This window comes from Rhizobium sp. BK591, from assembly GCF_014195045.1.
Lineage (GTDB): Bacteria > Pseudomonadota > Alphaproteobacteria > Rhizobiales > Rhizobiaceae > Rhizobium > Rhizobium anhuiense.
The window spans coordinates 877,331-899,769 of record NZ_JACIAZ010000001.1 but is presented as its reverse complement, the minus strand read 5'-3'; the positions used below and the strand labels follow the sequence as shown (position 1 = coordinate 899,769).

The 22,439-nt window shown below is 60.2% G+C and carries 26 protein-coding genes and 2 pseudogenes; 17 read left to right on the top strand and 11 right to left on the bottom strand.

Annotation, left to right across the window (positions count from 1 at the left end):
* Positions 1-2 precede the first annotated feature (2 nt).
* Complete coding sequence (locus tag FHX10_RS04325; protein WP_029868232.1) at positions 3-806, top strand: ABC transporter permease; 804 nt, start codon at positions 3-5, stop codon at positions 804-806.
* Between the two features lie 15 nt (positions 807-821).
* Here FHX10_RS04325 and FHX10_RS04320 read toward each other — a convergent pair whose 3' ends face one another.
* Entirely contained in the window at positions 822-1,343 is a 522-nt protein-coding gene (locus FHX10_RS04320; RefSeq protein WP_028827836.1) for a winged helix-turn-helix transcriptional regulator, read from the bottom strand.
* A gap of 90 nt (positions 1,344-1,433) precedes the next feature.
* Here FHX10_RS04320 and FHX10_RS04315 point away from each other — a divergent pair, with 90 nt between their 5' ends.
* Together FHX10_RS04315 and FHX10_RS04310 are read left to right on the top strand one after the other, a co-directional pair.
* On the top strand, positions 1,434-2,075 hold the full coding sequence (locus FHX10_RS04315) for a dihydrofolate reductase family protein (protein WP_029868414.1): 642 nt from the start codon (positions 1,434-1,436) through the stop codon (positions 2,073-2,075).
* Positions 2,076-2,275: 200 nt separating this feature from the next.
* Positions 2,276-2,479: a hypothetical protein gene (locus tag FHX10_RS04310; protein WP_029868413.1), complete on the top strand. Its 204-nt coding sequence runs from the start codon at positions 2,276-2,278 to the stop codon at positions 2,477-2,479.
* Positions 2,480-2,581: 102 nt separating this feature from the next.
* On the opposite strand, the gene FHX10_RS04305 is transcribed toward FHX10_RS04310, so the two are convergent.
* Complete coding sequence (locus FHX10_RS04305) at positions 2,582-3,457, bottom strand: helix-turn-helix domain-containing GNAT family N-acetyltransferase (protein WP_029868412.1); 876 nt, start codon at positions 3,455-3,457, stop codon at positions 2,582-2,584.
* A 144-nt stretch (positions 3,458-3,601) separates the two neighbouring features.
* Here FHX10_RS04305 and FHX10_RS04300 point away from each other — a divergent pair, with 144 nt between their 5' ends.
* Positions 3,602-4,414 carry a hypothetical protein gene (locus FHX10_RS04300; protein WP_029868411.1) on the top strand — a complete coding sequence of 271 codons (813 nt, stop codon included), beginning with the start codon at positions 3,602-3,604 and terminating at the stop codon, positions 4,412-4,414.
* A gap of 16 nt (positions 4,415-4,430) precedes the next feature.
* Here FHX10_RS04300 and FHX10_RS04295 read toward each other — a convergent pair.
* Both FHX10_RS04295 and FHX10_RS04290 read right to left on the bottom strand, forming a co-directional pair.
* Positions 4,431-5,248, bottom strand: a pseudogene (locus FHX10_RS04295) (class I SAM-dependent methyltransferase).
* 36 nt (positions 5,249-5,284) lie between these two features.
* On the bottom strand, positions 5,285-5,662 hold the full coding sequence (locus FHX10_RS04290) for a winged helix-turn-helix transcriptional regulator (RefSeq protein ID WP_028758907.1): 378 nt from the start codon (positions 5,660-5,662) through the stop codon (positions 5,285-5,287).
* 131 nt (positions 5,663-5,793) lie between these two features.
* Between FHX10_RS04290 and FHX10_RS04285 the strand changes: the two genes are divergently transcribed.
* Together FHX10_RS04285 and FHX10_RS04280 are read left to right on the top strand one after the other, a co-directional pair.
* On the top strand, positions 5,794-6,633 hold the full coding sequence (locus FHX10_RS04285) for an SDR family oxidoreductase (protein WP_028757499.1): 840 nt from the start codon (positions 5,794-5,796) through the stop codon (positions 6,631-6,633).
* Positions 6,634-6,750: 117 nt separating this feature from the next.
* Positions 6,751-7,113: a hypothetical protein gene (locus tag FHX10_RS04280; protein WP_028757500.1), complete on the top strand. Its 363-nt coding sequence runs from the start codon at positions 6,751-6,753 to the stop codon at positions 7,111-7,113.
* Positions 7,114-7,130: 17 nt separating this feature from the next.
* Here FHX10_RS04280 and FHX10_RS04275 read toward each other — a convergent pair whose 3' ends face one another.
* A complete protein-coding gene (locus FHX10_RS04275; RefSeq protein WP_028757501.1) occupies positions 7,131-7,598 on the bottom strand; it encodes an Lrp/AsnC family transcriptional regulator in 468 nt (155 codons plus the stop codon).
* A 128-nt stretch (positions 7,599-7,726) separates the two neighbouring features.
* Between FHX10_RS04275 and FHX10_RS04270 the strand changes: the two genes are divergently transcribed.
* On the top strand, positions 7,727-8,938 hold the full coding sequence (locus FHX10_RS04270) for an argininosuccinate synthase (protein ID WP_183844653.1): 1,212 nt from the start codon (positions 7,727-7,729) through the stop codon (positions 8,936-8,938).
* A 246-nt stretch (positions 8,939-9,184) separates the two neighbouring features.
* Positions 9,185-9,358, top strand: a complete 174-nt coding sequence (locus FHX10_RS04265) for a hypothetical protein (RefSeq protein ID WP_168333141.1) — start codon at positions 9,185-9,187, stop codon at positions 9,356-9,358.
* Positions 9,359-9,531: 173 nt separating this feature from the next.
* On the opposite strand, the gene FHX10_RS04260 is transcribed toward FHX10_RS04265, so the two are convergent.
* Complete coding sequence (locus FHX10_RS04260) at positions 9,532-9,915, bottom strand: VOC family protein (protein WP_028757503.1); 384 nt, start codon at positions 9,913-9,915, stop codon at positions 9,532-9,534.
* A 206-nt stretch (positions 9,916-10,121) separates the two neighbouring features.
* On the opposite strand from FHX10_RS04260, the gene ubiA reads away from it, so the two are divergent.
* From ubiA to FHX10_RS04245, 3 genes are all read left to right on the top strand, one after another.
* Complete coding sequence (gene ubiA, locus FHX10_RS04255) at positions 10,122-11,036, top strand: 4-hydroxybenzoate octaprenyltransferase (protein WP_028757504.1); 915 nt, start codon at positions 10,122-10,124, stop codon at positions 11,034-11,036.
* 23 nt (positions 11,037-11,059) lie between these two features.
* Positions 11,060-11,836 carry a phosphodiester glycosidase family protein gene (locus FHX10_RS04250; protein ID WP_183844649.1) on the top strand — a complete coding sequence of 259 codons (777 nt, stop codon included), beginning with the start codon at positions 11,060-11,062 and terminating at the stop codon, positions 11,834-11,836.
* Between the two features lie 154 nt (positions 11,837-11,990).
* Positions 11,991-12,605, top strand: coding sequence for a LysE family translocator (locus FHX10_RS04245; RefSeq protein ID WP_047610507.1), 615 nt, complete (start codon positions 11,991-11,993; stop codon positions 12,603-12,605).
* A 35-nt stretch (positions 12,606-12,640) separates the two neighbouring features.
* Here FHX10_RS04245 and FHX10_RS04240 read toward each other — a convergent pair whose 3' ends face one another.
* Complete coding sequence (locus tag FHX10_RS04240; RefSeq protein ID WP_183844648.1) at positions 12,641-14,521, bottom strand: ABC transporter ATP-binding protein; 1,881 nt, start codon at positions 14,519-14,521, stop codon at positions 12,641-12,643.
* A gap of 231 nt (positions 14,522-14,752) precedes the next feature.
* Between FHX10_RS04240 and FHX10_RS04235 the strand changes: the two genes are divergently transcribed.
* Complete coding sequence (locus FHX10_RS04235) at positions 14,753-15,154, top strand: GFA family protein (protein ID WP_028827839.1); 402 nt, start codon at positions 14,753-14,755, stop codon at positions 15,152-15,154.
* 100 nt (positions 15,155-15,254) lie between these two features.
* Here the strand turns inward: FHX10_RS04235 and FHX10_RS04230 are convergent, their stop codons facing one another.
* A complete protein-coding gene (locus FHX10_RS04230) occupies positions 15,255-15,728 on the bottom strand; it encodes a VOC family protein (RefSeq protein ID WP_183844647.1) in 474 nt (157 codons plus the stop codon).
* A 245-nt stretch (positions 15,729-15,973) separates the two neighbouring features.
* Between FHX10_RS04230 and FHX10_RS04225 the strand changes: the two are divergent.
* The 3 genes and pseudogenes from FHX10_RS04225 (at position 15,974) to dapB (ending at position 17,824) form a co-directional block, all read left to right on the top strand.
* Positions 15,974-16,557: pseudogene (locus FHX10_RS04225) on the top strand (histidine phosphatase family protein).
* 147 nt (positions 16,558-16,704) lie between these two features.
* Positions 16,705-16,920, top strand: a complete 216-nt coding sequence (locus FHX10_RS04220) for a hypothetical protein (protein ID WP_183844652.1) — start codon at positions 16,705-16,707, stop codon at positions 16,918-16,920.
* Positions 16,921-17,053: 133 nt separating this feature from the next.
* Positions 17,054-17,824, top strand: a complete 771-nt coding sequence (dapB, locus tag FHX10_RS04215; RefSeq protein WP_028758920.1) for a 4-hydroxy-tetrahydrodipicolinate reductase — start codon at positions 17,054-17,056, stop codon at positions 17,822-17,824.
* 15 nt (positions 17,825-17,839) lie between these two features.
* Here the strand turns inward: dapB and FHX10_RS04210 are convergent, their stop codons facing one another.
* The 3 genes from FHX10_RS04210 to FHX10_RS34915 all read right to left on the bottom strand — a co-directional run bounded on the left by FHX10_RS04210 (position 17,840) and on the right by FHX10_RS34915 (position 19,864).
* Positions 17,840-18,760, bottom strand: coding sequence for an ornithine cyclodeaminase family protein (locus tag FHX10_RS04210; RefSeq protein ID WP_183844646.1), 921 nt, complete (start codon positions 18,758-18,760; stop codon positions 17,840-17,842).
* 86 nt (positions 18,761-18,846) lie between these two features.
* Complete coding sequence (locus tag FHX10_RS04205; protein ID WP_063475128.1) at positions 18,847-19,353, bottom strand: GNAT family N-acetyltransferase; 507 nt, start codon at positions 19,351-19,353, stop codon at positions 18,847-18,849.
* Between the two features lie 109 nt (positions 19,354-19,462).
* Entirely contained in the window at positions 19,463-19,864 is a 402-nt protein-coding gene (locus FHX10_RS34915) for a hypothetical protein (protein ID WP_246712879.1), read from the bottom strand.
* 311 nt (positions 19,865-20,175) lie between these two features.
* Here FHX10_RS34915 and FHX10_RS04195 point away from each other — a divergent pair, with 311 nt between their 5' ends.
* Both FHX10_RS04195 and FHX10_RS04190 read left to right on the top strand, forming a co-directional pair.
* The gene (locus FHX10_RS04195; protein WP_047610523.1) at positions 20,176-21,573 is read left to right on the top strand and encodes a pyridoxal phosphate-dependent decarboxylase family protein; all 1,398 of its coding nucleotides are present in this window, start codon (positions 20,176-20,178) and stop codon (positions 21,571-21,573) included.
* A 131-nt stretch (positions 21,574-21,704) separates the two neighbouring features.
* Positions 21,705-22,379, top strand: a complete 675-nt coding sequence (locus FHX10_RS04190; RefSeq protein WP_246712878.1) for a hypothetical protein — start codon at positions 21,705-21,707, stop codon at positions 22,377-22,379.
* Positions 22,380-22,439 lie beyond the last annotated feature (60 nt).

Below are 22,439 nucleotides of genomic sequence, written 5' to 3'. Positions count from 1 at the left end.
TCATGCTGATGCATCACCTGCGCGTCCTGCCGCTGCTGGTGCGGATGCACGTCCGCTCCAAGATGGAATATCGCGGCGCTTTCTGGCTCGACCGTCTTGCGCAGATACTCTCCTATGGCAGCGTCTTCGCCACCATCGGAATCCTGCTTGCCCGCTTCGACACGCTCGGCGGCTGGACCTGGCCGGAGCTTGCACTGTTGTTCAGCTTCCAACTGCTGGCCTATTCGCTCGGCGCTGCGATGAGCTTCGTGCAGTTGCGCGAGCTCGAAGAACTGGTGCGGCTCGGCACTTACGACACGCTGCTGGTAAAACCTTTCAGCCCTTGGGCCTATCTGGTCTTTTCCGGCCTCAATATCGGCTACGCCGGTCACATCATCCTCGCAGCGGCGCTGATGGCCTGGGCAGTTCTGTCGATCGACTTCGTTTGGTCGGTCTGGTCCGCGTCATTCTTCATTGCTGCGCTTGTCAGCGCAACGCTGCTGACGGGTGCGCTCATCACCATGATCGGCGCCACCGCGCTGATCTGGGTGCGGTCCAACCATTTGTTCTCGATCTTCTTCGGCTTTTGGGAGTTGACCCGCTACCCGCTCAATATTTTTCCTGGCGGCATACAGCTCATCCTCATAACCGCAGTCCCGCTGGCCCTCACCAGTTCCGTTCCCGTCGGCGCCCTGCTCGGCAAGCCCATCCCGATCCTCGGGGGCTGGGCCGAGCCGGTGTCGCTTGTGGCCGGGCCGATCTGGGTCTTGATGGCAATCGCTCACTGGCGGTACGCCACCGGCAAATATCAGGGTGCCGGCGGCTGATCGGGCCAGCCGGCGTCAGGACGCCTGCGCCGACGATCTCGCGCGGACCTCGAGGAATGCCGCGGTCAGCTTCGCCAGCACCGGTGAGGTGCAGGTGCCATTGGCGCCGCCGATCGGATCGACGATATGGATCTGCCGGAGATCCTCCATGAACGCGTCCCAAAGCGGCGGTCCGCCTTCTTCAAGAAGCTGCGCGCGGATGCTCAGTTCCTCGCTCACCGGCAGATGGCGGCGTCCCCAGGCGCCGATCATCGCGAAGACGGGCACGAGCTGGATCGCCGGCTCCGTCAGGCTGTAGATTGCTTTCTGGCTGTGGCTCGGATCGTCCCGCTTGCTGATGAATCCTAGCGAGAGCAGACGCTTCAACCTGGCGGCCAGTATGTTGGAGGCGATCCCCTCCTCCGAATGGGTCAGAAGCTCGCGGAAATGACGGCGGTTGCCAAACATGATGTCCCTGATGATGATGAGGCTCCACCGATCGCCCAGCACTTCCATCGTCAGGTTGATCGGGCAGCCCGACCGCAGTTCGATATCCACCAATTCTCTCCTTCGAAAAACTGGTTGCAATATAGGATCACTTATGCAACAAAGCAACCAGTTTCAAACAGCAATCAGATGGAGGAAAGCATGACCAAAGTGCGTGTCGCAGCGTTTTCCCTTTCCGTGGATGGTTTCGGCGCCGGGCCGGAGCAGAGCCTGAGCGATCCGCTGGGCAAGCGGGGAACGGAACTGTTTGAATGGTTTTTCCGCACCCGCACCTTCCGCGCGATGATCGGAAAGGACGGCGGTTCTGAAGGCGTCGATGAAAATTATGCCGCCCGCGGCATGGCCGATTTCGGCGCCTTCATTCTCGGGCGCAACATGTTCGGCCCCATCCGCGGCGATTGGCCGGATGACGCCTGGAAAGGCTGGTGGGGGCCGAACCCGCCTTATCACGCACCGACCTTTATCCTGACACATCACCCCCGCGAACCCATCGTCATGGAAGGCGGGACGACGTTTCACTTCGTCACCGGCGGCATCGAGGAAGCGCTTGCCAAGGCGAAGGCCGCGGCTGGCGGCAAGGATGTGAAAATCGGCGGCGGCGTCAGCACAGTCCGCCAATATCTGCAGGCCGGCCTGATCGACGAATTGCATTTCGCCATCTCGCCTGTTGTGCTCGGCAAGGGCGAAGCGATGTTCACCGGCATCGACCTCCCGGCGCTGGGCTTCCGCGTCGTCGAGCATGTGACGACCGAACACGCCACCCATATCGTGATGGCAAAATAAACGAGCCGAAACCATCCTGGCAGGCGCCGCTCTGACGGTCGCCTGCCTGAATCGTTCCCAGGTCCGAGACCAAACCGTGTTAAGAAAGCTGTGGCATTGCTCCCGAATGAGCGTAAAATAAAGGGCATCGGCCCATCGGACATCGGCGAGACCGCTTGAGAGATCATACGTGCTCTTGCCATTTCATGGAGGGCACGGAAATGCTCCTGTCACTCATTTCCCTTAACGATGATGAAATCATCACTGTCACCGATGCTGTTCGGCAATGGTGCTGCGAGAGGAAACTAGACATCGACAGCATCGAAGGACACCGCGCCATCACCGTCGCCGTCGATCTCATCCAGATGAACAGCGACCGCAACAGGCTTTTTACCGAGCTGTCGAAGCAGCTGGATCACCGGTAGGATTATCGATCCATCGAACCCGTCCCGGAGAGATGCAAGGAGCAACGCTGCGACGGGTCTCGAAGCGCGAGGCAGGCGCACAGCTCGATCGAATTTGCTTAGCTAAAGACGTTTTTCAAAGAACGTGTCAGGGTACGGGTCGTCGTTGAAACGGTCGATCTCGTTCCAGCCGGTTCCGCGATAAAGCTGTGTTGCCTCAGGCAGCGCACTATTCGTATCCAGACGCAGGATCTTGACGGACAGCTCGCGGGCGATGGTCTCGGCAGCCGTCATCAGGTGTTTTGCCAGCCCGAGGCCACGCGCGGAGGGGGCGACCCACAGTCTTTTGATCTCCGCGACTTCGCCGCCACTGCCCTTCAATCCGACACAGCCGATCGGCAGGCCATCTGAGATGGCCACTAGGAACGCGCCGTGCGGGCGGATCATATCCTTGGCGTCGGGATCGCGAGAAAGCGAGACATCGAAACCCTTCTCGAAGCGGCGTGCAAGTTCGCCGTAATATTCACTCAGACAATATCTGGCGTCCTCGTGTCGAGGATCTTGCTCCTCGAGAATGATGTGGTCACGCCTGAGCGAGGAAGCGACGATATCCATGGCGCGCAGGAGCTCTTCCGGGCGGCGATGGCGTGCCAGAAAAGATTGAGCCTGCGTGTTGGAAAGCGCTTCATAAGCCCGAAACTCGGAACGGCCGCTTTCGGTCAGCCGGACAATACGGCGGCGCGCATCCTCCGAGTTCGCGACCGTCTCGATGAGCCCCTCCTCTTCCAGACTGCGCAGCAGTCGGCTCATCAGACCCGAGTCGAGACCGAGATAATCGCGGATCATCGCAACGTCCGATTGGCCCTTGCCGATCGCATTGAGAACGCGAGCTGCGCCCAAAGGGCGGCCACGTCCGAGGAAAGAGGTATCGAGAGCGCCGACTTCCGAGGTGACGGCACGGTTGAAGCGACGGACACGAGAGACAGGATCGAAAGCCATATTATCTGACTTAGGTCAGGTAATTGATCATGTCAATTCTGCGCACTCAAAGAGCAGATTTTCCGGCCGGTCGCCGGCTGACGGCCACCTTGCGCAACACCATCGCCTCACCTATGGAAATGCAACATTCCGCAAGGCCTCTCAGTGTTCCGTTTTGCCCTTCATCTCCTGATCGCCCTCATCCTGACGTTACTGACTGAGATCGGCGGCATCGCCTATCTTATCGCTCTCGCCGCATCGCGCATCTTCGACATACGGCGATTTCCGGCGAAGCTTGCGATTTTCCTGATTTGTTATGCCGGCGCGACATTCGCCGCGAACCTTGCCGCACCGATGTTCGGACGGGTTCCCCTCTCCTGTGTCGCCAGTGCCGCGGACCGGCTCGTGGTCCGCTCTCCGATCTATTGTCTGCTGAACCGCAACTACGTCACCCCAGACGTGCGCGATCTGGCAAAGGCGCTTGCCGTCCATATGGACAAGCAATTCCCAGGCACCGTCACCGTCGCGCTAGATGCGAATTTTCCCTTCATGAATGGCTTTCCGCTGCTTCCGCATCTGTCGCATTCCGACGGGAAAAAACTCGACTTCGCCTATTATTACAAGGATGCGGACGGCGCCTTCCTGAATGGCGTCACCCGCTCGCCGATCGGCTATTTCGCCTTCGAGCAACCGAATCCCGGTGACGAACTGCCATGCGAAGGGCGTCATGACTGGCTCACCACCCGTTGGGACTTCAATGCGCTGCAGCCTCTGTTTCCGGCCTATCGCATCGAGGAACAGCGCACATCGGCCGCGATCGCCTGGCTGACCAGCGAAGGCGTGGCGCGCTTCGGCCTGCAGAAGATCTTCATCGAGCCGCATCTCAAGAACACGCTTGGGTTCACCGACAGCCATATCCGCTTTCAAGGCTGCCGCGCCGCCCGCCACGACGACCATATTCACATCCAGGTCGAATGATCCTCTCGCCGACCCGTCAAGAATGCCGGCGCGCCGTATAGATCGCCGTCGTCATATTGCGTTCGACGTGTCCGCCGAACCTGGATGCGGCGATGTCTTCCAGGGCATCGAGCAGTGCGCCACGCTCCACCGACGGCAGTGCAGTCACGTTGGAAAAAGTCGCGTAAAGCCTGCGAACGGCTGGCGGATCGAGCGTCAGCGTCCACGGGAGAAATTGCGGTGCGTCGGCAGTGAAGCCAGTGGCGGCCAGTTCCCCGACACGGGCCTCGGCGTCCAGCCCGTGAGGCAGCCGTTCGGCATCGCCGCTCGACGGGCTGGACGGGCTATTCGCGAAGAGATGAAGGGTTTCGTCGTGGAAGGCATCCGGCCGGCATCGCCAAAGACATTCCACCACAGGGCGATGGCTCCGCCCGGCCGGAGCAGATCATGGATCTTTTTCAGCGAATTGATCGGGTCAAGCCAATGGAAGGCCGTCGCAGCGGCGACGAGATCGAAGGAGGCAGGCTCGAGATCCGCGGTCTCGAAAGGAGCCGTCACGATATCAAGACGCGCGTCGTCGATCGAGGCGCGAAGGTAGTCCGCAAGCCGGCCATCAGGCTCGACGGCAACGAGCCTGCGCGGCCGGTGGCCGAGCAACGTCCTGGTCGCCAACCCTGAACCGGCGCCGATCTCCAATATGTCGATGCCGGCCTTGAGACCGGCGCGCTCGCGCAAGGCCGTCCATGTCGCTTGCGGATAAGGCGGCCGCCCGCGGTGATAATTGGCAGGATCATTCCCAAACGCTTCGCGGCCAAACCGACGGTCGAGCTTTACCGTTTCCATCGCGGACTCCATCTACAGCGTCCTTTGAATTATGCGGCAGCCAGGCTATCAAACGGGGTGGGTTTCGTCATAGGCGCGTTGTGCCGCAAAAATGGCATCCATATTCTTCTCGGCCCAGTGGGCAAGAGCGGAAACGGTATCCGTCAGGGTGCGCCCCAGCGGCGTCAGCGCATATTCGACGGTCACCGGCACGGTCGGAAAGATGGTGCGAGAGATCAGCCCGTTGCGCTCCAGCTTCCGCAGCGTCTGGGCCAGAACCTTCTGCGATATACCCTTGATATCGCGGCGGATGTGGTTGAAACGCACCGGCCCGCCTTCCAGCCGGTCGAGAATGAGCAGCGCCCATTTGTCCGCCAGCCGGTCCAGCACCAGCCGCGTCGGGCAGCGGTCCTCATAGACGTTGTAGGCCTGTTGCATCGCCGTCATCTGCTTTTCCCTTCCCGAAGCGGTTTCCCGGAGGAAACCAGGTGACAAAAAAGTGCTCTCTTTTCCAATCCGTATTTACCTGTATCTATCCAATAGTAAGATAGTTTCCAATAGATACCAAGGAGAGTGACATGAGCAACAAGATTCTCGTTCTCGGCGCGACGGGTACCGTCGGCAAGCATGTGGTGGATGGGCTTCTGGCGAAGGGCGAGGCTGTCAAGGCCGCTTCCCGCACGGGCAAGCCCGTGGCGGGCGCCGAGGGCGTCGTCTTCGACCATGGCAAGCCGGAAACCCATGGCCCGGCCTTCGAGGGCGTCGACCGCGCCCATGTGCTTCTGCCTTCCGGCTATGTCGATGCCAAGGGTCTGCTGCTGCCCATCATCGAAGCGGCGGCCAGCCGCAAGGTAAAGGTCGTGTTCCAGAGCGTTTTCGGCGTCGACGCCGACGACTCCATCCCCTATCGCCAAGTCGAGATCGCCCTGGAGAAATCAGGAACACCCTACGTCATCCTGCGTCCGAACTGGTTCGCCGACAATTTTCATACCTTCTGGAAGGCCGGCATCGACCATGGCCAGATCGCGCTTCCGGCGGCCGAGGGCAAGTCGAGCTTCATCGACGCCCGCGACATCGCGGCAAGCGCCGTGGCCGCCCTCACCTCCTCAGCCTTCGACGACAGGGCGTTCAACCTGACTGGGCCGGAAGCCCTGTCCTACGCTGAGGCCGCCGTCATCCTTTCCGACGTCATCGGCAAGCCCGTTGCTTACAACGCCATCACGGACGAAGCCTTCGTCGGCATTCTCACCGGCGCTGGCGTGCCGGCCGACTATGCGAGCTTCCTCGCTTCGATCTTCTATCCGGTTCGCCAGGGCTGGACCGCCGCCGTGACCGGCGATGTCGAGACGCTGACGGGCAAGGCGCCGCGTTCGCTGAAGACTTACGCGGCAGATTATGCCGCGGCACTGAAGGCATAAGTGCAAACAAAGTCGCAGACGGCGGTGTCCGCCGTCTGCCCTCCATGCAATGATAAAAGGAAGTCCGGCAATCGCCGCTGCAGCCGCCCCAGACGACATTCCCCAGGGAGCCATGCCATGCGTCCAGCCATCGCGATCCTCTTCCTGGTTGAAACCTGTCTTTATGCCGTTGCCTCGCTCACCCACGCCGGGCTCGTCCTCGAAGGCCATGAACACCGGCAGGCGATGATTGCCGAAGCAGTGATATCAGCCGTCCTCCTTCTCGGCCTGACCGCGCTCAGCCTTGACCGACCGTGGAGCCGCGCGGCTGCGATCTCGGCCCAGTCCTTCGCCCTCCTCGGCACTCTCGTCGGCGCCTTCACCATCGCCGTCGGCGTCGGCCCGCAAACCAGGCTCGATTACGTCACCCATGCCGTAATGATCCTGCTCCTGGTCACAGGCCTCATCTGGCTGACAAGGAAGCGGAACGCCCCGGGATAAGGATCGAGCCACGACGCCTATCGCAACGGCAGTTCGTAGCTCCGCTTCAGCGTTTCCATCGGCACGTCGGTCTTGACGCTGAGCACGCTCGGAATACGAGTCAGGTGGTCGGCCTGAAAACGCCAGTAGCTGTGCAGATCGGCGGTGACGATCCGAAGCACGGCATCGCATTCCCCTGTGGTCAGGTAGCATTCCATCACCTCGGGAAAGCGCCTCACGGCTTCTCCGAAGCGGAGCGTCACCTCGGCGTCCTGGGTCTTGAACCACACGCGGGCAAAAACCGTCAGCCCAGCCCCGATCTTGGCAGGGTCCAGCACGGCGACGTAGCGATCGATGATCCCGGCCTCTTCCAGCAGCCGCACCCGTCGCAGGCACGGCGAAGGCGACAGCCCGACCTCCCTCGCCAGATCGACGTTCGAAATACGCCCGTCACGCTGAAGCACGCGCAGGATATGGCGATCGATCGGGTCCAACGTTCCTGGCATTTCATAGCTCCAGCTATTCTCTGAATGGCAGAATATGCCAAACTTTTGCAATTTTGAAGAAGCTTTGAAAGCTCATTGCGTGCGAACTGGCCTATCGTTCTTCTCATTAAATCGGAGATGGACTGATGGTGAAAAAGATAGAGAAAATCGTGCTCGCTTATTCGGGCGGGCTGGATACATCGATCATTCTCAAATGGTTGCAGGAGGTCTATGAGTGCGAGGTCGTGACGTTCACGGCCGATCTCGGCCAGGGCGAGGAGCTCGAGCCGGCGCGAGCCAAGGCTGCGATGTCGGGGGTCAAGGACATCCGCATCCTCGATCTGCGTGAAGAGTTCGTCCGCGATTTCGTCTTTCCGATGCTGCGGGCCAACACGCTCTATGAGGGGCAGTATCTGCTCGGCAGTTCCATCGCCCGGCCACTGATCGCCAAGCATCTGGTCGGCATAGCCGGGGAAGTCGGCGCGGATGCCGTTGCCCACGGTGCAACAGGCAAGGGCAACGACCAGATCCGGTTCGAACTGGCCGTCAATGCGCTCGATCCGTCGCTTAAGGTCATTGCTCCCTGGCGCCAATGGAACATCCGCTCCCGCACCCAGCTTCTCGAATATGCCGAGAATCATCAGATCCCGGTGCCAAGCGACAAACGCGGCGAGGCGCCATTCTCGACCGATGCCAATCTGCTGCACACCTCGACCGAAGGCAAGATTCTCGAAGATCCGGCGCAAGTCGCGCCCGATTATATCTATCAGCGCACGGTCGACCCCGTCGATGCTCCCGATGCCCCCGAGATCATCACCATCGGTTTCGAGGCAGGGGATCCGGTTTCCCTGAACGGCACGGCGATGACACCGGCCGCATTGCTGACCGAACTCAACGGACTGGGCGGCCGGCATGGCGTCGGGCGGCTCGATCTGGTCGAAAACCGCTTCATCGGCATGAAGTCGAGAGGAATATACGAGACGCCGGGAGGTACGATCCTGCTTTCGGCGCATCGCGGCATTGAATCGATCACGCTCGATCGCGCCGCCGCGCATCTGAAGGATGAGATCATGCCCCGCTACGCCGAGCTGATCTATAACGGCTTCTGGTTCGCGCCCGAGCGGGAAATGCTGCAGGCCCTGATCGACCGGAGCCAGGCCTTCGTCAGCGGCGAAGTGGCGGTAAGGCTTTACAAGGGAAGCGCCTCGGTTATCTCTCGCACCTCCCCTTGCTCACTCTATTCCTCCGACCTCGTCACCTTCGAGGAAAGCGCCGTCGCTTACGATCACCATGATGCCGAAGGCTTCATCAGGCTCAATGGCTTGCGGCTCAAGAGCTGGGCAGCCCGCAACGGCAGATGACCGCTCGATCTTACGTCAGCCTGATGGGCCGATAGGTCAATGCCCACATTGACGGCACCTTCCCCCGCGGCGGGCCGAAGCAGTCAAAACCACGGAGAAGCGAGGAACCCAATTTCAAACGATCTAAAAACAGCAACTCGAAAATTAATCGATTTTAATTTTATCGTTAAAATTTTCTTGTTGCATCGCAAAAGAATTTAGACATTAATTTTTGTGGATGCTCAGTTTATTCGTTGGAGAACTCGCATGACTGTGACATTTCCGCTGACCGAAAAGCGCGACCCGGAGACATTGCTGAAACACTTGATGTTGCACAAGCTAAGCGTTCCGGGAAATTGCGTCGTGTCGCTCAAAGCCAACGTCGCCCACGTCTCATCCTCTCATACGACCGCGCTCGGCACCGCCCGTACCGCCTGGTAGGGATCGGGGCGGCATTCTCCAACTCCCTCATCCTGAGGGGCGATCCGTAGGATCGCCTCGAAGAACACACGCAACGCCGCTTCTTGCCTGTCGGACGCCTGCGGTACCGATCCCCATGTTAGGGGAAATATGAACATTCTCCGAGACATCGGAGAGCGGAAATCGGGATGACCTCAGCCGTCGTAGACGACAGCAACCTTGTTCCCAGCCGGGTCACGCATGTAAGCGGAATACCAGTTCGGCCCGTAATGCGGACGTAGACCAGGTGCGCCCTCATCCGTTCCCGAATTGCTCATCGCAGCTTCGTAGAAAGCGTCTACTTCGGCGCGGGACTGGGCCATGAAACCAACCATCGAGCCGTTTCCGGCGCTTGCCTGCTCCCCATTGAAGGGCTTGCAGACCCACAGAATAAAACCTTCGCCTTTCCCGCCTTCGGAATAGGCTCGCCATCCGGGAAATTCCTTATGTTTGCTCCATCCGATCGTTGCCAGAGCGGCATCGTAAAAGGCGTTCGATTTGTCGAAATCGATTGCGCCGAGGGTTGCATAAACGCTCATCACCTTCCCTTCCCTGTTGCAGGATCATGCAGGTTTCATATCGCGCATACACGAACATAACAAGAACAACTACGGGCAGTCTTGCGAAAAATCATCGCGGCAGACGGTGATTGCCGTGTCCGCAAAAACTCCTATTCTGCACTTCGCCGATGGCGATGAAACCTCGGTGTACCCCCATGACTGCGACGGGAAATTTGGATCACATCATGATGACTTTGGAACGCCGTGATCTCAGCGATATCCACCGTGACGACTGGGTGGATCGCCGTTTGCCGGCCACATGGCGGCCCTATACGCGGTTGGCGCGGCTGGATCGCCCGGTCGGGATATGGCTGACGCTTTTCCCATGCTGGGCCGCCCTCATTCAGGCATCGAGCGGCCTCCCCGACCTCAGGCAATTGGCGGTCTTTTCTCTCGGCGCTCTTCTGATGAGAAGCGCCGGTTCCACGATCAACGACATCGCCGATCGGAAGTTTGACGGCCATGTCGAGCGGACCCGCTTTCGGCCCTTGGCAAGCGGAGAGATTGCCACGCTGCCGGCCTTTGTTTTCCTGGCCGTTGAACTCGCACTGGCGGCTTTGCTTCTGTTCTTCCTGACGCCTTACACACGCCTCATTGCGATATGTGTGCTGCCGCTCGTCTTCGTCTATCCGCTCTGCAAACGTTTCACCCACTGGCCGCAGGCCGTCCTGGGTGCAGCGTTCAACTGGGGAATGCTGATGGCATGGGCCGAGGCTGCGGGCCACATCCCGGTTGGTGCCATGCTCATGTGGGCCGGCGCCATCGCCTGGCAGATCGGCTATGATACCGTCTATGCCTATGTCGATCTGAAGGACGACACCCGTCTCGGCCTGAAATCAACGGCAATCCTGTTCGGCCGGCATGGCAAGATCTTGATCGGCCTGTTCTATGCCTTGGCGGTCGGCGCGTGGTCGCTCGGGGGCTGGCTGTTGGAAATGTCACCGCCTTATGCGATCGGAATGCTGGTGATCGCTGTCCATCTTGGCTGGCAGACCCGGCGGATCGACCTTGCCCGCCCGGACGTGAATTATCGCTTGTTCCTGGCTAATATCCTGACGGGAGTGCTGCTCGCCTGCACGGCGTTTTCAGGCACATGGTAAGCAGCTCGAGGACGTTAGCACCGATGACCTACTTCAAACATGGCGTGCTCGCCGCGGTCGTGACGCTGGCGGCAACGATGACATCCCTCCATCAGGCGTATGCGCAACCATGCGAGCAGCAAACCTTCGAAGAAGCAAAATATGTCGTCTGCACGCTGGAACCGGGCAAAGCCGATCTGCGATTGTTCTGGAAGAATGACGATGGCGCGCCATACCGCGCTTTTTCAAGCCTTGCCGAAGCTGTTCGCGCCGAGGGGCGAACCCTGGTTTTCGCCGTCAATGCCGGGATGTATCGGGCCGATTTTTCGCCGATGGGACTTTATGTCGAGAACAGCAGGGAATTGAACTCCGCCAATACGACGCCAGCCGAAAGCTCCGCCGGCCAGGTGCCGAATTTCTACAAGAAGCCGAACGGCGTGTTCTTTCTGAGTGAAGCAGGCGCCGGGATACTCCCGACCGCTGAATTTCTGAAGCGTCGGCCCAAGGTGCGGTTCGCCACCCAGTCCGGCCCGATGCTTGTTATCGCCGACAAGCTGAACCCGATCTTCATCGTCGGCTCGACGGACCGAACCCGCCGCAGCGGTGTCGGAGCCTGCGAGCGCGGCACGGTTCGTTTCGCGATCAGCAAAGACGGGGTGAATTTCCACGATTTCGCACGGCTCTTCCGCGACCATCTGAAATGCCCGGACGCCTTGTTTCTCGATGGCGGACGAGGGGTCGGACTTTACAATCCGGACATGGGCTACAACGACTGGTCCTGGCACGGCGGCTACGGCCCTATCTTCGGGTTTGTCGAGTAGCGCAAGGAAAAGCCGGCTTCTACCAGGCCGACGATCCTGTCAGTCGACCTTTCACTGCCGGTCCGATGCCTGTTGCATGATGTCCAGGATGACGCGCCTTTCAAAAACCGCCTGCTTCGCATAGGCTCCCGAACTTCAAAATTGGAAGGGCCGGATGGAATATATCGATTCACTCGCATTGCTCATCAGCGTCTATGTCGTCTCCCTCGTCAGCCCCGGACCGAATTTCATCATCGTCACCAACACCAGCATGACGGTGTCGCGCGCGGCCGGCCTCTTTGCGGGTCTCGGACTTGCGATCGCATCCCTGACCTGGGCCGTCATGGCGATGGCAGGCCTCGGCTTTCTGCTGACCCAATTCGATTGGCTGCATATGACGTTGCAGGTGGTCGGCGCGCTGTATCTGATCCGGCTGGGCCTGAAGATGATCCGCGGCGCGGCCAAGCCCTTGAAGACGACCGGACCGACTGAGGTCACATGGCGCTCCGCCATGCGCCGTGCTTACGTCGTCAGCATGACCAATCCGAAATCAGTGGCTTTCTTCGGAAGCATCTTTGCGCTTGTCATCCCGGCACATGCGCCTGTCTGGCTCTATTGCGTCATTGCCCTGACCTGCTTCCTGCTCTCGGCTCTCTGGTATTGCGGCCTGGCCTTTTTCTTCTCTAACCCGCGCGTTTCCGCCAGCTTCCTGCGGTTCAAGGCCGGCATCGAGCGCGTGATGGGCGCCGCCCTCATCCTCATCGGCGGCCGCCTGCTCTGGGCTCGCTGACCTCATTCCGGCATGCGGGAGGGCCGGCCACTCGGTCAGGCAGCAGGCGAGGCCGGCAAGGGTTCGTCAATCTCTTCGGGAATGAAGCCGTCGGTCTGGCGTTTCCATAGACGGGCAAACAGACCGTCCCGTTCGACCAGTTCATCCGGCCTGCCCTCCTCCACGATGCGCCCGTGATCGAGCACGACGATCCGGTCCATCCTGGCAATGGTCGACAGGCGATGGGCGATCGCGATCACCGTCTTTCCCTCCATGACGAGGTTCAGCCTTTCCTGGATGGCGGCTTCGGATTCGCTGTCGAGGGCGGAAGTCGCCTCGTCGAGCACCAGGATCGGCGCGTCCTTCAGGAGAACGCGGGCGATGGCCACGCGCTGGCGCTGGCCGCCGGAAAGTTTGATGCCGCGGTCGCCGACGAAGGCATCATAGCCCCTGCGGCCTTCGCCATCGGAAAGATCGGCTATGAAGGCATCGGCGCTGGCCATCTTCGCCACCCTCTCGATCTCGTCCGTCGTCGCCTCCGGCCGGCCGTAACGGATATTGTCGCCGACCGATCGATGCAGCAGTGCGACATCCTGCGCGATGACGCCGATGGCGCGGCGAAGGCTTGCCTGCGTGACCGTGCGGATGTCCTGCCCGTCGATCAGGATCGCGCCGTCGGCGATGTCGTAGAAGCGTAAGAGCAAGCTCACCAGCGTCGTCTTGCCGGCCCCGGAGAGGCCGACGAGCCCCACCTTTTCGCCGGCACGAACCGTCAGCGACAGGTCATCGATAACAGGCTTGCCGGAGGTGTAGGCGAAACGGACATTCTCGAAACAGATTTCCCCACGGCTGACCGTCAATTCGGTCGCATCCGGCCGGTCGGTGATGGTGGGTGGTGTCGTCATGACCGGCATGGCATCCTTGATCGTGCCAAGCGCGCGGAAGATCTGCTGTCCCATTTGCAGGAAGGTGAAGGACCCAGCCGAAAGGCGCTGGAGGATGTACACCGTTGCAACGAAATCGCCCACGGTCAGGAATCGGTCAAACAGACCCCAGAAACCAATGCTGAGCATGACGAGCCAGAGCACCATGTTGAGGCTGATGACGACGAGTTCCGTTGTCCGGTAGATGCGCTGTTCGTGGTGAAGCGTGTCGACCCCCTTGGACATGGTCTTTCTCAGCGCACCCGCCTCGCTATCTTCTGCTGCGAACTGCTTGACCATCTGGATGTTGCCGTAGATGTCCGTCAGGGCACCGGAGATGAGGCTGTTCTGCTTTGCCGAGCGGCGGGCGCGCTCCGTAAAATCCGGAACGACCTTGATCGTGAAGAGCACGTTGAAGGCAACCCAGACGACGACCGGCAGCGCAAGCTGCCAGGAGAGCGCGAGCAGAAGAACCACCGACCCGATGATCTGAAGCAGAAAGCGGGGGGCCGTCTGGAACGCGATCACGATCTGTTGCTGAACGGCATTGGCGACCTGACCGAGCCTTGATGCGACCTGACCGGTGAAAAGATCATGGAAGAAGGCGAGATCCTGCCGCTCGACGGCCTTGTGCCCCTGCCATTGAATTGCAACGGGCAGGCTGATGCCGATGGTGTGCGAGTTGAGAATATTGGTGATATAGAAAAGAATGGGCATCACCGGAAAAAGCAGAAAGGCAAGGACTGCCAGCAGCCCGAACTTGCTGTCGACGAAGAGTTCGACACCCTGCGTCGTCACTCCGTCGACAATGACCGAAAGCCCCCAGATGATCGTAAGATTGATTGCTTCGATGGCCATCGAGCTCGCCGCCATAGCGATGATGACGCCTCGAAACATCGCGATGAAGTGCAAAAGAACCGCCACAGGTCCCTTCGTGGGCAGCGGCCGGTAGGGGATATCGAGCGGCCGGATCAAGGTTTCGAAGGGACGATAGATCGCATCTGAAATCGACATGGGCCACTCGGATCAAAAAATCGGGAGGAGGCGTGGACTCAGCTACGCTGGGTCGCAGAAAATCATCTTCCGGCCGCGATCTCAATTAGAAATTTCAGAAAACGCCCGATGCAAAAGGTGTCGTGAAAGCCGTTTCAGGAGCACGTGGCGCCTGAAAGCGCCAATTGCGGTCATCGCGTAATTGCGGCAGGATGTCGTCCGTAAACAGGGAGCAGGATTGAACCGGCGACCATGCTGACGGGCTCATGTCATTGCGGCAAGGCGAGCTGGACACTCGAAGGTGATCCCGGCTCAATCACCGCGTGCAACTGTACGCTCTGCCGGCGCTACGGCACGTTGTGGGCCTATGATTACGAAGGAGAGCGTATCGCTCTCACTGGAGAGACCGCCTCCTACACCCGCGCCGACAGGGACGAGCCGTCTCTAGAAATATTATTCTGCCCATCCTGCGCCTGTGTCTTGAGCTGGCGCGGCCTGCGGCTTCGAAAGGATGGCCGCCGGCGCATGGCCGTCAACATGCGGCTTGCGCCGGCCGATCTCGTTCAGGACCTGCCGATCGATCATTTCGACGGCCTTGATACGTTTGAAGACCTTCCTTCCAAAGGGCGCTGCGTGCGCGACCTCTGGTTCTGACAGCCTGTCTCGTGTCGACCGGCCGATTGCGAAAATCGCTACCCGGCCGGGTCGCACCAGACGCAGCGCTCTGACGAAAGATCGTTCCGCGATAGGCTTCTCAGCCGCGCCGCGCCGCCTCGATCGCTGCGATGTCGATCTTCCTCATGGTCATCATCGCGTCAAAAGCACGCTTTGCCTGGCCACCGCCTGCCGAGAGCGCTTCGGAGAGGACGCGCGGCGTGATCTGCCAGGACACCCCCCATTTGTCTTTGCACCAGCCGCACGCACTTTCCTGGCCGCCATTGCCGACGATGGCGTTCCAGTAGCAATCGGTTTCCTCCTGATCGTCGGTCGCGATCTGAAAGGAGAAGGCCTCGTTGTGTTTGATCGCGGGACCGCCGTTCAACCCGATGCAGGGAATCCCCGCAACGGTGAACTCGACAACCAGCACATCTCCCTGCTTACCCTCGGGATAATCTCCCGGTGCACGAATAACGGCGTCCACGGTACTGTCGGGAAAAGTCGCAGCATAGAAGCGGGCGGCAGCCTCAGCATCCTTGTCGTACCATACGCAGATCGTGTTCTTTGCCATTGTGTGCTCTCTCGCTCCTCGTTTCGCATTTCCAACTGAAATAAGAGGCAAGCCGTCTTTCTCCAGCCCACGGCAGCGATTTCCCGCGGGCAACTGCCGAGCGCTGCTAAAATGGTCGAAGTACCCGCTTCGGCCGACAGCAGAAGACGTGGCACATATGGATCGGAGCAGTTGCGGTCATTATTGATCTGTCGCATCACTTGGCCGCTGAACCAGCCTTTTGGCATTCTTTTAGGACAACACAAGTGATTTACCTGCTTCGCCACGGCGAGACCATTTGGAACACCTTGGGTCGGTTCCAGGGCCAAAAAGATTCACCACTTACAGCGCGCGGTATCGAACAGGCCGAACAAATGGCGAAGCTTTTGAAGAAGGAAATTGCAGGCAGTGAGCGATCGTTCCAGCTTCACGTCAGCCCTCTCGGCAGAACGCAGGAGACCGCGGCTCGCATCGAACGGGTATTGCCGCTGGCCGCTCGTCCGGAATCGCGGCTCATGGAGGTGACCGTCGGTTCTTGGGACGGCATGACCAAGTTCGAGATCGACAACGAGTTTCCAGGAATGCTGGACAGGTCCGACGCTTTTGATTGGTATTTCAGATCTCCAGACGGGGAGAGCTCGATGCCGCCTGTGCGCGAGCAAAGAACTGGATCTCAGGCATATATGAACCGACAATTGCGATTTCTCACGGGCTGTTTGGCCGATTGGTACGTGGCGTATATTCCGGCCTTTCGAAGCGGGAAATGCTGGAATTGCCCGTTCCCCAAGATGGGTTTTATCGTCTTTGCGACGGTGAGTTCAGTCTGGTAAGCGCGTCGGCCGATACTTAGCACCACGACATTCATAAAAACAAAGACCTGCGACCGTCGCATGAATCAAATTCTAAACGACGCGCTTTTTCTGTCTTCGACACAAAACTCGTGTCAGACTGGGCTATCTACGCATACGCCTGCACGACGATCGAAAGGCTCGAAGCCATGCACAAGTTCACTGTCACTATTACGCGGGAGATCGAGGCTGACACCGCCGAGGAGGCCGCCCTGCTCCTCTATCAGGAACTGTCGAGGGGACCGGTCCCCGATCGCTACGCGGTCACCGACGAGACGAACGCCACGAAGGAGGTGAAGCTGGACCGCGAAAAGGCCGATGAATTCGCCAGCATCGATCACACCGCCGACCCAGGCAATTGGTAAGCATCACATGACCTGCCAGAGATCCGGCTTTGCGCCGCGAGCGCAAGTGCGGTAGTTGCGGGTCCCCTTCTCCGGCGCGAATGCTGGCTGTAAATAGCCGTTCGGCCGGAATATCGAGAGCCAAGGAAAGACCGTGATCTCACCAATCAAAATAGCCGTCGCCGGCGCGAGGGGCCGCATGGGTCGTGCCATCCTGCCACTGCTGGCGGCCGATCCGGCTTTTGCGTTCGTCGGCGGCATTGGCCGTGAGGGCTCTATGGGTGCCGGGCTGATCGATCGTTCGGCCGCGATCGGAGCGGCCGACGTGATCCTGGATTTCACGACGGGAAGCGCTGCGGCCGAACTTGCCGGCTTGTGTGCTTCGGCCGGTGGACCGGCCTTGGTAATCGGGGCGACAGGTTTCGAGCCAGATGAACTGGAACGGATCGCCGAGGCCGCCCGCACGATTCCGATCCTGCGCTCCGGCAATTTCTCCATCGGCGTCAACATGCTGATCGGTCTGGTCGCCCAAACCGCCCGCGCCCTTCCTGCGCATGAGTGGGATATCGAAATCCTCGAAGCCCATCACAACAGGAAGATCGACGCGCCCTCCGGCACGGCGCTGATGCTTGGTGAAGCAGCCGCCGAGGGCCGCGGCGTTTCCCTCGCATCCGTCGAGCGGCGCGGCCGTGACGGCATCACCGGCGAGCGGCCGCCCGGCGAGATCGGTTTCGCCGTGTTGCGCGCCGGCGGGATCGTCGGAGAACACAGCGTGATGTTTGCCGCCGCCGAGGAAGTCGTGACGCTCTCGCATTCGGCTCTCGATCGCGGCATGTTCGCCCGCGGCGCGCTTGCCGCCGCCCGCTGGATCGCGGGACGCGCACCCGGCGAATACGGCATGAGGGATGCGCTGGGGCTGGCGTGAATAAGGGAAACAAGCTCACAGCATATCGAGGATTGCCGAAGCGACGACCACTTCGGTTCCGGCCAGTCCCACTGAGCAAAACAGCGTCGTATCCTCAGGTGATCTCCGCCCCGTCGCTTTCCCGGCAATGATATCGGCAAGGTCGACCATGCGACTGTCGTTGCCCGAGCCGGCAAGGAAAAACGGCGACGCATAGGCGCGCGTCTGCTCCGGAGAATCCGTCGCGATCACGGCTGCCGCATCGGCGATATCCAGGCCGAGTTCGTATCCCCGATACGTTTTCGGGCCGACGGTGTTGACGTGCGCACCGGGCTTCAAATCCCCAGCATGAACGACAGGCGTTTGGCTCGTTGTCGCGCAGATGACGATATCGGCATCATCGACGGCTTCGATGGCGCTGCCGGCAACCTCCACCTCAATATCCAAGGCGTGCTGCATCTCGCTTGCGAAAGCCGTACGCTTTTCCTCGTCGCGGCTATAGACGCGGGCGCGATCCAGTTTTCGAACCGCGTCGGCTGCGGCAAGCTGGGTTCGCGCTTGCGCTCCGCTGCCGAGTATCCCCACGGTCCTGGCATCCGGCGCGCTGAGGTGACGGATGGCGAGACCTCCGATCGCACCGGTCCTGAGATTGCCGAGACGCTCTCCGAGAACGATACCTTTGAGCCTGGCGTCGTCGGCCGACCATACCGCCACGATCTGCGAATGCTCCACCCCCTCGAATGTTTCATAGGCCCGAAAGCCCGCGAGCGGTTTGTCGCCGAGGATGCCGCCGACGGTGAAGACGAGATCGCCGCGATCGGCAAACGAGACATGATGCCGGGGCGGAGAGATCAGCCGATTGCCGGCTCTCGCGAGAAAAGCGGTCTCGAGCGCATCGATCGCGACCGTCATCAACGCGCCATCGACCAGATCTTCGTCTCTCAGGACTTTCGCCATCCCCAAACCTCCGGTTCATGCCGGCACCCTGCAACCCCAACCCCGCTTGAGGTCAATAGGTCAGCAAACCGATATCCGCGGGAGACTTAATCGACCAGACGGCGCGCCATCATGACGTCGTCGATCTCCCTGCCCTCCTCCAGAACCCCGCCGGGAATCCTGCCGATTTCGGAGAAGCCTTCCCGCTGATAGAACCGTATTGCCGCCGGGTTCTCAGCGCTGACGAAGAGTTCCAGCTGCAGGATGCCGATATCGCGCGCGTGATCGGCAACCGCACCGAGCAGCCTGCTGGCAAGGCCCGTTCCGCGCAGGCTCCTTCTCACATAGACCATGATGATCGTTGCGCGATGGGCCATCTTGCTCGACCGCTGGCGAAGCAGGCCGGTTATGCCGACGGGTTCATCGCCCTGAAACGCGATGAAAACCGGCTCGTTCAGGCGATTGCGCCACTCCTCGAGAGAAAGAACCTCCCAGTCTTCGTAGCGGCTTGCAAAGAGGGACGGTTCGGTGCGAAGCGCTTCCAGACGGATGCGCCGGAAAGCCTCCACCTCGTCTGCCCTGATATGCCTGATCGCCGTACCGCTTCCATCCATCGGAACCTCCTTCGAGATGAGAGGTACAGTCAATACAGATGGGCTCAGCCGATGCAACCGGCGTTGAAAGCTTCATGCCCCAGCCTATGGCGATCGTCTCAAGCGCCGATCACTGCGCCGGACTCCTCAGCCGGCCGCCCTTCCGGACGGCCGGTTCACGGGGTGGGTCGACCCCTGTTTGATCGGTTGGGGGCGCGGCCTGTTCGCCGGTTGGGCCGACCGCTGGTTTATCGGTTGGCCCGCCGACAGGCTGCCTCGTCGACCGGACGATCAACGGATCGGCTGGCTGGACGGCGGATTGATCGGTTGTCGGCCCGTTCACCGGTTCCCCGGTTGGCCCGGCGGCCGATTGTTCGGTTGGTTCGCCCGCTGGTTCATCAGTTGGCTTGTCGATCTTGAACGATACAACTTCATGGATGATGACGAGAAGAACTATCCCGACCAACGTGCATGTCAGCGCGTAGAGAAGGAAATATTTCAGTGCATATCCCTCGCTAGTTGGCAGCACCAACTTGACAATGGTGCAAACGATATTTCCGCATTATTGAACGATACTTGAGACGAAGGCAATCATTTTCAAGCATAGCCATGAAATTTCAAAAATGGACAGAACGGAATAGAGTAAGTATTGTAGATATTTAGGAAGCCCTCTCTGGATGCTCAATTTATCTTGAGCCTCGGCAAGGACGAGAAAGTACTCTGGATCCCAAGCCCGAGTCTCCTGGGCGAAGACAGAGCTGGCGATATGGGCTAAATTGCATAGCGCCGGCAGCCTGCCTTCGGGGGCGGTCCCTCCAGGATCGGCGGCGGCAGGGGGAACTTATGTCGGCAATTGCATCTCTGTTTCAGGAAGCCGCCCGGCTTGCTGCGGGGTTCCGGCAGGCAGGGCCCGCCCGCCATGTGCCTGCCCACGATTACGCAGCCTCGCTTGCCTGCTTCGACGAACCGCTGCCGGCAGCCGGTTGCGATATGCTCAATGTCATCAGGCAGTTGGCGAGTGACGCCGAACCCGGGCTGCACGCAACCACGGGCCCGCGCTTCTTCGGCTGGGTCATCGGCGGCTCCCATCCGGTCGGCGTCGCGGCCGATTTCCTCACCAGCGCCTGGGGCCAGAACGCCGGAAACCATGCCGCCGCCCCGGCCGCAGCCGCAGTCGAGACCATCGCGGCGAGATGGCTCCTCGATCTCCTGAAGCTGCCGGCCGAAAGCTCGGTCGGCTTCGTCACCGGGGCGACAGTGGCGAACTTCACCTGCCTTGCCGCCGCCCGCGGCGAAGTGCTGCGCCGGGCGGGCTGGGATGCCGATGCGAGTGGCCTGTTCGGCGCGCCTGAGATCACCGTGCTGATCGGCGACGACGCCCATACGACGGTCTTCTCCGCACTGCAATTTCTCGGCCTCGGGCACGATCGCGTGTTGCGCGTGCGCACCGATCCAGTAGGCCGGATAGACCCGGTCGCGCTGACCGGCACACTCGATACCGTCTCCGGTCCCCTCATCGCCATCCTCCAGGCGGGGCAGATCAATACTGGCGCCTTCGACGATTTCGCCGCCATCATCCCGCTGTTGAAGGCGAAAGGCGCCTGGGTGCATGTCGACGGCGCCTTCGGCCTCTGGGCGCAGACGTCGGTGAAAACCAGCCACCTCAGCCGCGGCATCGAAGCGGCCGACAGCTGGGCGACCGACGGCCACAAATGGCTGCAGACGCCCTATGATTGCGGCTATGCGATCGTCCGCGACGAACTCGCCCATCGCCGCGCCATGACGATCGCCGCAAGCTATCTGCCGCTCGCTGGCGAAGGCGAGCGCGATCCTTCCCATTACGTGCCCGAGCTTTCGCGAAGGGCGCGCGGCTTTGCCACTTGGGCGATGCTGAAACATCTCGGCCGCGAGGGTGTAACCGCCCTCATCGACCAGTGCTGCGCCTCGGCGCAGCTGATCGCCGATCGGCTCGCACGCGAGCCCGGCATCGCCATTCTGAACGAGGTGGCCCTGAACCAGCTCGTCATCCGCTTCGGTACCGACCTGCCCTCCGAAGAAGGCGACGCGCTGACGCGAAAGACCATCGAAAAGATCAAGGCGGACGGCATGATCTTCGCAGGCGGCGCCAAATGGCGCGGCCGCGACATCCTGCGTCTCTCCGTCACCAATTTCCAGACGACATCAGATCAGGCGCAACTCGCCGCAGAAAGCATCATCGCCGCCTTCAAGAGTGTCAGCTGAGAATGATGCATCAGCTCCCCTGGTTCGCCCGCGCACAGAATGGTGCTGTCGCCGGCCGCGCATCCCAAATGAAACTTTCCGCGAGAAGCCCCGGCCATTAACGCAAATGTGGAATAGTTCCTGTCGCAAGAATGAAGCTCATGACAGCCCCCGCGGGTTCCAGTATTTCCAGGCGATCAAACGAGATCGGTCCAGTCTTATCGGAAACGAGAACCATGTTTAAGAATCGCCTTGCTTCATTATTCATTGCCGCCCTTCTGCCTGTTTCGGTTCATGCAGCCGATTGTCCGTCTGCTGACACCGCCGCCAAGGGTTTTGTGCTGGAAAATACCGGCGCACGGAGCGAATTCCACAAGGCGGAAGGGCAGATCGTCAAGACTGTCAATCATTTCGGCGGCTCACAGCAGCAGACGGTGTTTTCCTTTGCAGGTCTCTTCGATCTGGCCCGCTTCAGCAAAAACGAACAATATGCGATCCACCCGCTCTCCGATCTGAGCCGCATCGGTCCGCTGAAGAAAGGCGCTCGAACCAACGTTGCTTTCTTAGCGCTTGGCCCGGACGAGCGGGCGGATACGCGCTGGAGCCTGGAATTGACCGTCGCCGGACAGGAGAGCTTCAGTCTCGGCGAATGCAAATACAAGGTGTTCAGGATCAAGCAAGTGACCAAGAGAGGCGACGAGCAGGTCGACATCTTGAGCGTGCTCTATTCGCCTGACCTCCAGGCCACGTTGGCGAAGGTCTATTACGAGGGCACGGCCGACGAGTACACGGTCCGCTACGACAGGATCCAATCCCTGACGCACTGATGCTACGACGCATCAGTTATTGGCACACTTCTTCTCTTCCAGATTGAGGCGCGACAGCTC